This window comes from Paenibacillus sp. FSL H8-0548 (assembly GCF_038630985.1).
Taxonomy (GTDB): domain Bacteria; phylum Bacillota; class Bacilli; order Paenibacillales; family Paenibacillaceae; genus Pristimantibacillus.
Map to the genome: position 1 here is coordinate 1,160,001 of NZ_CP152049.1, position 12,500 is coordinate 1,172,500.

At 45.7% G+C, this 12,500-nt stretch carries 9 protein-coding genes, 3 tRNA genes and 1 rRNA gene (1 of these 13 only partly in view); 11 read left to right on the top strand and 2 right to left on the bottom strand.

Features of this window, described 5'->3' with window-relative positions; all coding sequences use genetic code 11:
• The 7 genes from MHI37_RS04780 to MHI37_RS04810 form a co-directional block, all read left to right on the top strand.
• A 23S ribosomal RNA gene (locus MHI37_RS04780) occupies nt 1–1,467 on the top strand (it extends 1,465 nt beyond the left edge of the window).
• Nucleotides 1,468–1,613: 146 nt separating this feature from the next.
• A tRNA-Val gene (locus MHI37_RS04785) sits at nt 1,614–1,689 on the top strand.
• A gap of 7 nt (nt 1,690–1,696) precedes the next feature.
• Nucleotides 1,697–1,772: transfer RNA gene (locus MHI37_RS04790), tRNA-Lys, on the top strand.
• A 13-nt stretch (nt 1,773–1,785) separates the two neighbouring features.
• Nucleotides 1,786–1,867, top strand: a tRNA-Leu gene (locus tag MHI37_RS04795).
• Nucleotides 1,868–2,037: 170 nt separating this feature from the next.
• The gene (locus MHI37_RS04800) at nt 2,038–3,639 is read left to right on the top strand and encodes an AraC family transcriptional regulator (protein WP_076340059.1); all 1,602 of its coding nucleotides are present in this window, start codon (nt 2,038–2,040) and stop codon (nt 3,637–3,639) included.
• 117 nt (nt 3,640–3,756) lie between these two features.
• Entirely contained in the window at nt 3,757–4,740 is a 984-nt protein-coding gene (locus MHI37_RS04805; protein WP_076340060.1) for an ABC transporter substrate-binding protein, read from the top strand.
• 34 nt (nt 4,741–4,774) lie between these two features.
• Complete coding sequence (locus tag MHI37_RS04810) at nt 4,775–5,572, top strand: (2Fe-2S)-binding protein (protein WP_076340061.1); 798 nt, start codon at nt 4,775–4,777, stop codon at nt 5,570–5,572.
• Between the two features lie 173 nt (nt 5,573–5,745).
• Here the strand turns inward: MHI37_RS04810 and MHI37_RS04815 are convergent, their stop codons facing one another.
• The gene (locus MHI37_RS04815; protein WP_256710732.1) at nt 5,746–5,946 is read right to left on the bottom strand and encodes an AzlC family ABC transporter permease; all 201 of its coding nucleotides are present in this window, start codon (nt 5,944–5,946) and stop codon (nt 5,746–5,748) included.
• Nucleotides 5,947–6,064: 118 nt separating this feature from the next.
• Between MHI37_RS04815 and MHI37_RS04820 the strand changes: the two genes are divergently transcribed.
• The 3 genes from MHI37_RS04820 (at nt 6,065) to MHI37_RS04830 (ending at nt 10,103) form a co-directional block, all read left to right on the top strand.
• Entirely contained in the window at nt 6,065–8,020 is a 1,956-nt protein-coding gene (locus MHI37_RS04820) for an AraC family transcriptional regulator (RefSeq protein ID WP_076340063.1), read from the top strand.
• 78 nt (nt 8,021–8,098) lie between these two features.
• Nucleotides 8,099–9,109: an iron ABC transporter permease gene (locus MHI37_RS04825; RefSeq protein WP_076340064.1), complete on the top strand. Its 1,011-nt coding sequence runs from the start codon at nt 8,099–8,101 to the stop codon at nt 9,107–9,109.
• A complete protein-coding gene (locus MHI37_RS04830) occupies nt 9,102–10,103 on the top strand; it encodes an iron ABC transporter permease (protein WP_144023831.1) in 1,002 nt (333 codons plus the stop codon). The genes MHI37_RS04825 and MHI37_RS04830 overlap by 8 nt, the downstream gene beginning before the upstream one ends.
• Nucleotides 10,104–10,311: 208 nt before the next feature.
• Here MHI37_RS04830 and MHI37_RS04835 read toward each other — a convergent pair whose 3' ends face one another.
• Entirely contained in the window at nt 10,312–10,866 is a 555-nt protein-coding gene (locus tag MHI37_RS04835; protein WP_076340065.1) for a guanylate kinase, read from the bottom strand.
• A 98-nt stretch (nt 10,867–10,964) separates the two neighbouring features.
• Here MHI37_RS04835 and MHI37_RS04840 point away from each other — a divergent pair, with 98 nt between their 5' ends.
• Nucleotides 10,965–12,278: an anti-phage deoxyguanosine triphosphatase gene (locus MHI37_RS04840; RefSeq protein ID WP_083676596.1), complete on the top strand. Its 1,314-nt coding sequence runs from the start codon at nt 10,965–10,967 to the stop codon at nt 12,276–12,278.
• The last annotated feature ends 222 nt before the right edge of the window (nt 12,279–12,500 follow it).

Here is a 12,500-nt window from a genome sequence, read left to right on the forward strand (position 1 = left end):
TTGAGCAATGGGGTGACACAGAAGGGCAGTGACGCGGACTGATGGAATAGTCCGTCTAAGCAGTGAGGCTAGTGTGTAGGCAAATCCGCACACTATAAGGCTGGGCTGTGATGGGGAGCGAAAATTACAGTAGCGAAGGTCATGTACTCCGGCTGTCAAGAAAAGCCTCTAGTGAGATCTAGGTGCCCGTACCGCAAACCGACACAGGTAGGCGAGCAGAGTATGCTAAGGCGCGCGGAAGAACTCTCGTTAAGGAACTCGGCAAAATGACCTCGTAACTTCGGGAGAAGAGGTGCCTCGGTAGGGTTTATAGCCCGAGGGGGCCGCAGTGAAAAGGCCCAAGCGACTGTTTAGCAAAAACACAGGTCTGTGCGAAGCCGTAAGGCGAAGTATACGGGCTGACGCCTGCCCGGTGCTGGAAGGTTAAGGGGAGCGGTTAGGGGTAACCCGAAGCTGTGAACCGAAGCCCCAGTAAACGGCGGCCGTAACTATAACGGTCCTAAGGTAGCGAAATTCCTTGTCAGGTAAATTCTGACCCGCACGAATGGCGTAACGACTTGGGCGCTGTCTCAACGAGAGATCCGGTGAAATTTTAATACCTGTGAAGATGCAGGTTACCCGCGACAAGACGGAAAGACCCCATGGAGCTTTACTGTAACTTGATATTGAACTTTGGTACGATCTGTACAGGATAGGTGGGAGCCTACGAAGCATGAGCGCCAGCTTGTGTGGAGGCACCGTTGGGATACCACCCTGATCGTATCGGAGTTCTAACCTAGAACCGTGAAACCGGTTCGGGGACCGTGTCAGGTGGACAGTTTGACTGGGGCGGTCGCCTCCTAAAATGTAACGGAGGCGCCCAAAGGTTCCCTCAGAATGGTTGGAAATCATTCGCAGAGTGCAAAGGCATAAGGGAGCTTGACTGCGAGACCTACAAGTCGAGCAGGGACGAAAGTCGGGCTTAGTGATCCGGTGGTACCGAATGGAAGGGCCATCGCTCAACGGATAAAAGCTACCCTGGGGATAACAGGCTTATCTCCCCCAAGAGTCCACATCGACGGGGAGGTTTGGCACCTCGATGTCGGCTCATCGCATCCTGGGGCTGAAGTAGGTCCCAAGGGTTGGGCTGTTCGCCCATTAAAGCGGTACGCGAGCTGGGTTCAGAACGTCGTGAGACAGTTCGGTCCCTATCTGTCGCGGGCGCAGGAAATTTGAGAGGAGCTGTCCTTAGTACGAGAGGACCGGGATGGACGTACCGCTGGTGTACCAGTTGTTCCGCCAGGAGCACCGCTGGGTAGCCAAGTACGGACGGGATAAGCGCTGAAAGCATCTAAGCGCGAAGCCCCCCTCAAGATGAGATTTCCCAGTATGTAAGACCCCTTGAAGACGACGAGGTTGATAGGTTCGGGGTGGAAGCACAGCAATGTGTGTAGCTGACGAATACTAATCGGTCGAGGGCTTATCCTAAACACGTTTACTGTGACCCATACATCCGGTAGACAGCAGCATAAAGGTTCAGCAAACCTATCTTTCGTATCCAGTTTTCAATGTGCAAATGTTTCACTTGTACTAAAGTGAAGCAAGTCTGTATATGTGGATTTTTATGTTCCCATGGAGGATTAGCTCAGCTGGGAGAGCATCTGCCTTACAAGCAGAGGGTCGGCGGTTCGATCCCGTCATCCTCCACCACTACTATGAGTCATTAGCTCAGTTGGTAGAGCACCTGACTTTTAATCAGGGTGTCGTAGGTTCGAATCCTACATGACTCACCATTTTTTCTTACTTGCGCGTGTGGCGGAATTGGCAGACGCACCAGACTTAGGATCTGGCGTTTCACGACGTGGGGGTTCAAGTCCCTCCACGCGCATTAAATGAACACAAAGAAAGCTCTTTAGATCATAACCTTGATCTAAAGAGCTTTTTGCGTTGTTTACTCGTCCTAATATCTGAGTCTTATGGTAAGCTTAATAAATCAATGATACTGAACGGGAATTTTGATGCCGATGGAAGAGCTCACTGCAGAAAGGAAGTTGAGTAATGCATAACGCTAACCCTACACGTCTACTGGAGAAGTTATTTTTCACTTCTATACGAAGTTATCACTATCGTTGTGAAGCCAAACCTATTTTAATACAGAGAACTCTGCATACCTACGCGTTATGCAGCATAACAAGCGGTAAAGGTATTCTTGTCATTAACGGTGCTATTTTTCCAGCAGCCAAGGGCGATTTATTTATTTTGCAGCCAGATATGATTATTGAAGGAAAGTCTAATAATGATAGTCCAGTTCAGTATTCATTAATTTTATTTACAGGCGTTCAATTGATCAAGAATGATGCAGGCTGGATGACCAAGCGACCTGATTTTATACTTAAGGGCAAGCTCGGAGTGTCTGGTCAATCTCCTCAGATCAAGGGCCTTATAGAGCAATTGCTTAATAGGAAAGCAAGTTCACTGCTGCCCGATCGTCACTCAAAGAGAATGATACTTTCGGATTTGCTTCATGAAGTCATGAACATTGAGAACTCGCAGACCGATAATTATACTCCAGTAGGAATGGAGCGAACGATTGCGTACATGAATGAGCATTATATCCAGGATATCAAAATAGAGCAGCTAGCCCAAATGGCAGGCTTCAGCATGAATCATTTTACGCGAACCTTCAAGCAGCAAATGAATATGACTCCGACAGAATATCTTGTTAAGCAGCGGATGGCCAAAGCAAAGCAATTGCTGTTCTCGTCTAAAAAAGCAAAAGAGGTAGCTGAGCAAGTAGGCTATAAGGATGAGCACTATTTTAGCAGAGTGTTTAAGAAGGCTGAGGGTGTTCCACCTACATTATACATAAAAAACAAATGCCATCGCATTGCAGCCCTTTACTACGGGCTTGATGATCATTTGCTTACGCTGGGCTTAAGGCCGGTAGCTGCTTTATCTTACGCGGAGAGAGTTTCCTCTTCTTACCCTGAAATAGAGCTTAGTGAATATACGCAAGAAGGACTTGCGCTCGACAGCCGCAAATCGAACTACGACATATTGCTGAGAACAAAGCCCGATATTATGATTACGAGTGATCGTTTGATTCAGGATGAAGCTTTAAATCAAATCGCGCCTACTGCAGTTCTGACACATTCAAATCATTATGGGACGATGCTGGAGCATATGGCAAAAATACTGGGTAGGGAGAAGCAGGCAGCGAATTGGGTAGACAAGTATGTAGAACGAAAGGAATCGATTAAAAACAATATTCGAGCACGCTGGGGGCAGACGACCGCTTATTTTATACGAGTGAGACCGGACTATTATCGAGTTTATGGAAAATTGAATCAAACTGGCAGCCTTCTTTATGATGATCTTGGTTTTACGCTGCCTCGTGAATTTCCAGGCCTAGAGTGGGCTGTTGATATTCAACTGAAGGACTTAGTATTGTTTAATGCAGATCATATTTTTTTGATGGCGGATCCTACGCTAGAAGCAAGACAACGGCTACATATGCTGCTTCAGTCTGAGCAGTGGACCGCGTTAGACGCTGTCCGGAATAAATGTGTTCATAATGCCAATGATCTGTTGTTCAAAATATTAGGTCCGACGGGTAGAATGCGGGGAATGAATGACATAGCAGTACATTTGGGAGTTTAGAATGGTGAAATGATCCACCAGTATAAGCCGGAATAATCCATTGCGAATCAGCCTACACTTCTCTATCATTAGTGATAATGATTATTATTATTAAATAGAGAAGAGGAACAGAAACAAATGTTTAAGAACAGAATAGCACCCATGGTCTTTCTAGTCATTTTGCTGATAACAATGGCAGCTTGCGGAAAGAACAGTGTGAATCAGGAGCAGTCATCTGAACAAGAACCAGTTGTAGAAGTAGCAGGGGAAGCAACGCGAACGATTACTCATCTAAAAGGAGAAGCCATTGTTCCGACGAAGATTGATAGAATTGTTGTCCTATCAGCTGCCTATATTGATCATCTCCTCACGATTGGCGAGAAGCCTTATGGCGTAAACGTAGAGGTTCGGTATGGTGGAGATTATCTTGCTTATATGGCAAGCGAGCTTGAAGGTGTTCAGCTTGTAGGCTCAGCAGATAGCCCGAATCTTGAAGCTATTGCCCAGCTTGAGCCGGATGTCATTCTTATTGAGAGCCGGACGGCAGAAGAGACCTATGCACAACTGGAGAAGATTGCGCCCACAATTGTACTTGGGACAGAGTGGCTTGAATATGAAGATGATACAACGTATTGGACTCAGGATTTATTAAAGGTCGCTGAGCTTTACGACAAGGTAGAAATGGCAAAAGAAAAAATTGCTGAGCTGGAGCTGAAAACGGCGCAGGCGAGTGAGAAAATTAACGGCTTGGAAAATAATCAGCTCGCATATCTGAGGGTGAGAGAGAAGAATCTTCAAATTTATGCTGAAAAAGGCCACCCGACGAATACACTGCTGTATCATGATCTCGGTTTCTCGAAGACAGCACTTACTCCCGATGAGCAGCGAAGCGATCTATCTTTAGAAATAATTCCCGATTTAGATGCTGATTACGTCGTACTAGAGGTTGATCCGAATGGGCGCGATAATCTGAACAGCATAAACAAGAGTGTATTGTGGAGCAAGGTTCCCGCTGTACAGTCCAATATGGTTTATGAAACGGATTCCTACTGGTTATTTAAAGGCTGGGGTGTAATCGGTCGTGGACTGATTGTAGATGACGTTTTGAAAATGATTGAATAAACGAGCCGGCTCTTCATTTAGAAAGGGAAGGACTATGTCTGAATTTATAAATTCACAGAGCGCAGCGTCCTTTTTGGAAAATAACTTTCGTATCTCTTTTCGAGAGTCTGAGGATGAGCCTTATCCTTTTGCAGCTGCGGACCTGCTTGATTTATCTACAGGAGCATCTATTATCAATTTGCAAGCAGCACAATTGGGGAATCCCGATCAAAGAGTAGTGGGCACTTTATTCGCGAAGCGTTATTCTGTATTATTTATGGGACTGATTTCAGCAATTAGCTTATTTGATTTCCGACTAGCTTCTGCTCCCTCAGATGTACGTTTTCGGATGACAAATCAAGCGTCCATGGAATATCAAACAAAGCTTGAGCTTCCAAGTATAGTGTCTCAGTTGGATTCGAAAGAGCGCAGCGTTATAGTGGCGGAATACTTCTATCTTGTGCTGCAGCATACGGAGAATATCTTTGATGCAGTATCGGCCCTTACGGGAAGCAGTGTTAAAGTGATGTGGTCGTTGATTTCTCATAATCTTCAAAATTTTTATGCGCGCATGGAAAGCAATCGAAGTATTTGGGGGACGAAGGAACGCCTTCAGCTTATTATGGCTGATTGGGATATTCTAATGGCACCGAGGTGCGGCAATCCCCTAACCGCGAAGTTTCGAAGCTTTCCACATCCACTGCATCCTGAAAGTGCATACTATTTACGTCGATATTGCTGTTTAGCTTATCAGCTTAAAAACACTGGCACCAAGAGCGGTTATTGCGGTACTTGTCCAAAACTGAGCTTTGAGGAGCGGCTGGAGATACTCTCTGAGGAGAATGATGTCTAGCCAATCTATCTGCTCCCTCATATTTTAAACAATATAAGTCATGTATATCATAATGCCATTAACTTAACGGTATAGTCTAATAAAATTGCCCTCTTTAGGCATCATTCTAAAGGGGGCAATTTTTGTGTTTAATAGCTTTCTTAAGTTAATGATATTGTTGTATATCAAGGCTTTTATGGTTTTTCGTGCCCAGAGGCGCAACTTGGAACCACAGTGAAGAATCCTCCGGCGTATAGGGAACGGTATTGATAATTATACCCAGTCAACTGACCGACCATCGCAGCACTCATTAGAAAATGTCGCAGGTTGAGGATAAATACGGTAGCAATCATAGTGGAAGGAGGGCTCATGACGGCTAGCATAGTACAAAAAATAAACTGGGCTGCTCAGAAAACAATATCTATCTATTGTAATTGAGAATCATTATCATATATAATGGGTGGTAGTTTGTGATCGTTAAGCTGTCACGTTAGAAAGGAATGAAATGACTCAATGAAAATGAGTGATCACCTATTGCTATGGAACCAAGCCTCGATCAAAGTGATGGATGTGCGTCACACGATCATGGAGCCAGGTGAGGAGTTGCGCTCCTACCGCTTGCCGACAAGCGCATTTGTGTACGCCATTAGAGGCAGCGCAAAGGTATGGCTGGATGGGACGGCATTCATTGTGGATCGATTTCATGTTTTGCATGGCGGCAAGGGAATGTGCCTGGATATTGCCGCCCAGGATTTTTATGAATATTACATGATTTTTTATAAAGCATTTCTCGCTCTGCCTGCCCGCCAGCCGCTGCTCAAGCTGATGGAGACAGACAATCCGTTTCAACTCCAATACAGCTTTGTCCCGGAATATCCGATTCCTTTATATCACAGAGTGGAGCGGATGGAGCAGGAGTGGCTGCAGACGAGCATACTGGAGAAATTTCATATTAAAATATTATTCTATCAGTTTGTATATGAGCTTTTGAGCCAGATGAGCAGACAAGGAATTCAGGGCAAAAAGGTGGACCTAGTCTCGCAGGCCATTAGATATCTTCAGGAGAATTATGCGGATCGTGTCACCTTGGATGAGCTTGCCGAGCTTCTCGATTGCAGCGTGAGCTACCTGTCTAGAAAGTTCAAGCAGTCGGTGGGCAAGAGTCCAATCGATTATATGATTGCCGTTCGCATTGACAAGGCGAAGGAGCTGCTGCTGAATACGGATGCTACCCTGCAGGAAATTGCAGAGAGCGTTGGGTTCGCAGATGACAGCTATTTTAATCGGATGTTCAAAAAACAGGTAGGCATGTCGCTAGGGCAATATAAAGCAAGTGTTCAAAATAATCCTGCGGATCGTTCAAGATATGCAATTGTCCCACGCAAGCTCATACGTTATATTGGTAATGGTTATGAAAATCATTATCAATTAAAGAGAGTGGGTATATCTTCAATGTACAGAGGATCAAGAACACCAATGGCTGCATCATTATTGCTTTGTTTTGTTTTACTGTTAAGCGCTTGCTCGGCAGGCACGTCCAATACGAATTCAGCAAATGGCGGCTCAGCCCCTTCAAGCACGAATGTCTCAGCTACCGCTTTAACGGATGCAGCTTCTGCCGAAACTCCGAGAGTCGTTAAGCACGCGATGGGTGAAGCGACAATCACAGGCACCCCTGAACGTGTCGTTATTCTTACTAATGAAGGTACAGAGGCACTTCTTGCCGTAGGCGTTAAGCCGGTGGGAGCCGTTCAATCCTGGATTGGCGATCCCTGGTATGATCATATTAAGGATGAGATGCAGGATGTGACTGCAGTTGGAGATGAATTGCAACCGAATATTGAAATGATCGCCAGCCTGAAGCCGGATCTCATTATCGGCAATAAAGTCAGACAGGATAAAATATATGACCAGTTAATCCAAATCGCGCCAACCGTATTTGCGGAGGATTTGGGCGGAGATTGGAAAATCAATTTCAAGCTTTATATGGAAGCTATCAATAAGACCGAAGAGGGCGAAAAGGCGATGGCCGATTTTGACAAACGTGTTGCCGATGTGAAAGCAAAGATTGGCAGCAAGGCAGATACGAAAGTATCGGTGGCTCGCTTCTCGGCTTCTCAGGTTCGGATTTATCAGAAGCAGACGTTCTCAGGCGTACTCCTGAACGATCTTGGCTTCGCACGTCCGGAATCACAGGACAAGGATTCGTTTATTGAGGTCATGTCCAAAGAAACGATTCCTAGCATGGATGGGGATGTTTTGTTCTATTTTGTCACAGAGGCAGTCGGCAAGACGGATGCTGCCAAAGTGGTGGAAGAGTGGATGAATGATCCTTTATTCAAGAAATTAAATGTCGTGCAGAACAACAAGGTTGTGCAAGTCGATGAGGCGATTTGGAACACGGCAGGCGGCTACAAGGCGGCGAACTTGCTCCTTGATGAGATCGTTGCCTATTTTGACATCAAGTAATTTGGCATATAGATGAGAAAGCTGACGTCGTGATCATCAGACGTCAGCTTATTTATGTAAGGAGAGGAATGAATAAGCATGGCATTAGTGCTGCATAGCCGTAGGATGAAGCTGGCGGGGCTGCTCGCAGGTTTTCTTTTGCTGCTCGCGGGCATGCTCGCTAGTATCTTATACGGGATTCACACCTTTGGGGCAAAAGAATTATGGCTGGCTTATACGCAATTCGATGAATCGGATGCTCATATTATTATTACGAACACACGAGTACCTCGTGCGCTGATTGCAGCAGCAGTAGGAGGAAGTCTAGCTATGGCGGGAGCAATTATGCAGGTGCTGACAAAAAATCCATTGGCGTCGCCCTCGATTTTCGGCATTAATGCTGGTGCTGTCCTATTTATAGTCATTGCACTGGCCATACTTGGCTCTTCACTCACCATGAACGGTATGGTTTGGATTGCTCTGGCGGGCGCTGCCTTTACATCGCTGCTCGTATTTACACTGGGAATGCAAGGCAGAAGCGGATTTGAACCCATGAGGCTCACGCTGGCGGGTGCCTCCGTTGCGGCATTCGCTTCTTCTATTACTTCAGGCATTATGCTCGTGAATAAGCAGTCGCTTGAAGCTGCGTTGTTCTGGATGGTTGGTTCCGTGTCGGGCAGGCAAATCGATCATTTGCTCATTGTGCTGCCTTATCTCGTCATCGGTTGGGTTCTATCGTTCGGATTGGCAGGCTCACTCAATGTCATGGCTCTAGGTGACGACTCTGCTAAGAGTTTGGGACAGCGCATGATGCTCATACGTGCAGCGTCCGTTTTGGCTGTAGTATTTTTGGCAGGTAGCTCGGTGGCTACGGCTGGTCCCATCGCTTTCATCGGACTGATTGTACCTCATCTTTGCAGGTTTCTTGTCGGTAACGACTACCGCTGGCTGCTGCCCTATTGCGCTTTGAGCGGCGCGATTCTTCTCGTGTGTGCGGACCTCGTTTCGCGCTTCATTCTTATGCCTAAGGAAGTTCCGGTAGGTGTAGCAACGGCGCTGATTGGCGTTCCGTTTCTGATCCATGTGGCAAGAAGGAGGAACCATGCCTAACACCCGAATGAGAAAAACAGTTTTAACGCTGGTCATTCTTGGCTTGGCGACGTTGGCTCTGTCGATTCTTTGTTTGTCTATTGGGGGGACGAGTATTCCTGTTAAGGAAACGCTGCTGTCTCTCATGGGGAAGAATGAAGAAGGAAGCGACTTAATTATTATGCAGTTCCGTCTGCCGCGTATCCTTGCTGCAATCTTGATTGGAGCTGCCTTGGCGGTTGCAGGCGCCGTACTTCAAGGGGTCATACGGAACCCGTTGGCTTCCCCGGATCTGCTTGGCGTAACAGGAGGGGCTTCCGTGGCAGTTGTTGCTTTCATGACACTGTTCACCGGTTACAGTATTCACTGGGTACCTGCGATCGCTGTCGTTGGTGCTTTTCTTACGGCGGCCCTGAACTATGCTTTAGCTTGGAAAAATGGAATATCCCCTTTCAGGCTTGTACTGATTGGCATCGGGCTTTCTACGGCCATGGGTGCACTTACGATGTTTTTGCTTATCAGCGGCCCCGCCTATCTAGCTCCACAGGTGCTGAACTGGATGACGGGAAGTATTTACGGAACCAATTGGAAGTATATCGAAGTGTTGTGGCCGTGGATTGTGCTGTTCATCCCATTATCTATCCTTTATGCCAAAGAGCTGAATGTGCAATCGTTAGGGGAATCGGTAGCGGTCGGTCTGGGGAGCAGACTTCAGCTCAGCCGTTTGGTTTTGTTGTTCTATAGTGTTGCGCTTGCAGGAGCAGCGGTGGGCGTTGCCGGCATGATCTCGTTTATCGGGCTCTTAGCACCTCATATGGCTAGAAGGCTTGTCGGTCATTCGTACAAAATGGTCATTCCCGTGTCGGCTTTGCTGGGCGCTATGATATTGTTACTTGCTGATCTGGCAGGACGTATGCTCTTCCTACCGCTGGATATACCCGCGGGCGTCTTTACCGCCGGAATTGGTGCACCATTCTTTATGTATCTGCTGTTTAAACGCAAAGCTGTGGGATGATGTGTCTGCTGCAGCATGACTTCACTTGCGAAAAGGTCCGTTTTCTCGTCTTATATAGCTAGGCGAAATGAAAGAATACGTTACTGGGAGCAGCTAGTGGTGGTTAATGGACTGGGTGGGGTTAAGGCATACCAAAAACGCGGCTATCCTGTATGTTTACAGAATAGCCGCGTTTTTGGATGGGTGAGCGACTATGAAGGAATTCATGCTATTCGACCTTAATGATTTCATGAACGCGCTGCATGGTCTCATCAAAATGCAAGCCATCATGGTTCCAGACGATGACATCTGCATGCTGCAGATAGGAGCTGCTCAATTCGACCTGTTCTGCTTTTTTTATTCGGGCCGCTGTATCTTCTATCAAGCTTCCTCTGAGTGTAAGTCTTCTTGCAATGCTCTCAACATTAGCACCTATATACACGGCAATGGTATCACGGTATAGCTGTTTGATAGCGAGAACGCCGGCTAAATCCAACACAATATGAGCATTGCTATTTTGATTCAATACCTCTTCGATGCTGGATTTTAAAGTGCCATAATAATGCCCGTTATATTCGGTTGATTCGATAAAAGAGTTGTCATGAAGCCCCTGCTTGAATTGCATGATATTCATAAAGATATAATGGACACCATTTTCTTCATGCGGCCTAGGCGCTCTTGTCGTAGCTGTAATGATTTTGGGATAGCCGCTCTTGGTCAGCTCTTTTTGAATTTCGGATTTTCCTGACGCAGATGGTCCATAAAAAACGAATACTTTTCCCACGTATGAATTCCCCTTTACAATTTCTTGATATATCATTTACAGTAATGACCATATATTGTTAAAATGGCTTTAACTTAAAGCGACTAGGAGCGACCCTAATGATACTATACAATCACGCTGGCAATACCTTCTACGTGGATTCGGATATGGAACGGCATAGGAATATGGATAATGCAAATCAGCGGGTTTCAATTCGCGATGATTTTGAACGTGATTTTGGACGCATAATTCATTCCGCAGCTTTTCGACGTTTGCAGTCCAAAACACAGGTAATCGGAATTGGCGAAGGGGATTTTCATCGTACCCGTTTGACGCATTCCCTTGAAGTATCTCAAATTGCCCGTGGAATAGCCACCACATTAAATGAAAAAAACAATATCTTAAAAAACTCTGACAGCAAAATTGATATATCTTTAATAGAAGCAGCCGCTTTAGCTCATGATCTGGGTCATCCGCCTTTTGGACATCAAGGGGAGCGCGCCTTGAACAAGTGCATGAGAGCTTTTGAGCTGAACTTTGAAGGCAATGCACATACGTTCAGATTATTAACGAGCAGAGAAGATCAAAGTGAGACGGGACTGGATTTAACAAGAGCGGCCTTATTGTCGGTTTTGAAATATCCTGCCAGCATGAAGCTTGTGAATAATCCGGCGGAGACGGGCAAACCACCGAAAAGCAGCGTATTCGAAGAGGACGAGCACATATTTGAGTGGGTAATTAATAAATTCACTCCACAGGAGAAGGAATATTATCTGCAGGTTACGGAGTCTGAAATCGGAAATCATTGGAAGACGCTCAACAAAACGTTTGAATGCTCCATAATTGAACTGGCCGATGATATTTCCTATGCAACCTATGATTTAGAGGATGCCTTTAAACTTAATCTCATTAAAGCAGATTATTTATATGAAATTGTCCAAAAACATAAGTCCATCTCTTCGGCTAGAATTTCAGATTCTCTTCATCGTTTTTTTGCGGATAGCAGCAAGAACGGCCAATCAATGAAACGTTTATTCGCAGATCTTGTGTCCGGCTTCATTCATGAGATTATAATTACGGAGCCGCAGCCCACCTTCACGTCTAATCGGCTGCGTTACAAAGCGGTTCTTGCCGAGGATGCGATGCAATTGCTTGAGGATTTGAAGAAGCTTGTCGCAGACCATGTCATTTTCTCGCAGAAGGTTCAGACATTTGAATGGCGTGGAGGTAAAATTATTGAAAAGTTGTTTGATGCGATGATTCATGATAAGAATCTGCTTCCTGAGGATGAGAAGCAAAGATGGAGCCGTACTTGCGACAAAGTGAATGCAAGGCTGGTTTGCGATTATATCGCCGGGATGACGGATACGTATGCGTTGAAAATGTACTCCCGGTTGTATGAAGCGGCCGGAGGGCATTTGTTTGATATCTAATTCATTAGATTAGGATGTAACATACAATAGGGTGGAAATCAGAGTATTATAGTTAATTTTAATATAATTCAAAAAAACACTTGCAATACTAGTATGATGCATGGTATATTCTATTTCTGGCCGAGAGACACACGCGGTCAACGAGAAAAACAAGCAGCACAAACGAAAGAATAGATTGCTCTTTGAAAACTGAACAACGAGTAATAACTGCCTCGCAAATCC

Coding starts and splice junctions, on each gene's coding strand:
- MHI37_RS04805 (WP_076340060.1), top strand. CDS start 3,757: ATGTTTAAGAACAGAATAGCACCCATGGTCTTTCTAGTCATTTTGCTG.
- MHI37_RS04820 (WP_076340063.1), top strand. CDS start 6,065: ATGAAAATGAGTGATCACCTATTGCTATGGAACCAAGCCTCGATCAAA.
- MHI37_RS04840 (WP_083676596.1), top strand. CDS start 10,965: ATGATACTATACAATCACGCTGGCAATACCTTCTACGTGGATTCGGAT.
- MHI37_RS04800 (WP_076340059.1), top strand. CDS start 2,038: ATGCATAACGCTAACCCTACACGTCTACTGGAGAAGTTATTTTTCACT.
- MHI37_RS04830 (WP_144023831.1), top strand. CDS start 9,102: ATGCCTAACACCCGAATGAGAAAAACAGTTTTAACGCTGGTCATTCTT.
- MHI37_RS04810 (WP_076340061.1), top strand. CDS start 4,775: ATGTCTGAATTTATAAATTCACAGAGCGCAGCGTCCTTTTTGGAAAAT.
- MHI37_RS04825 (WP_076340064.1), top strand. CDS start 8,099: ATGGCATTAGTGCTGCATAGCCGTAGGATGAAGCTGGCGGGGCTGCTC.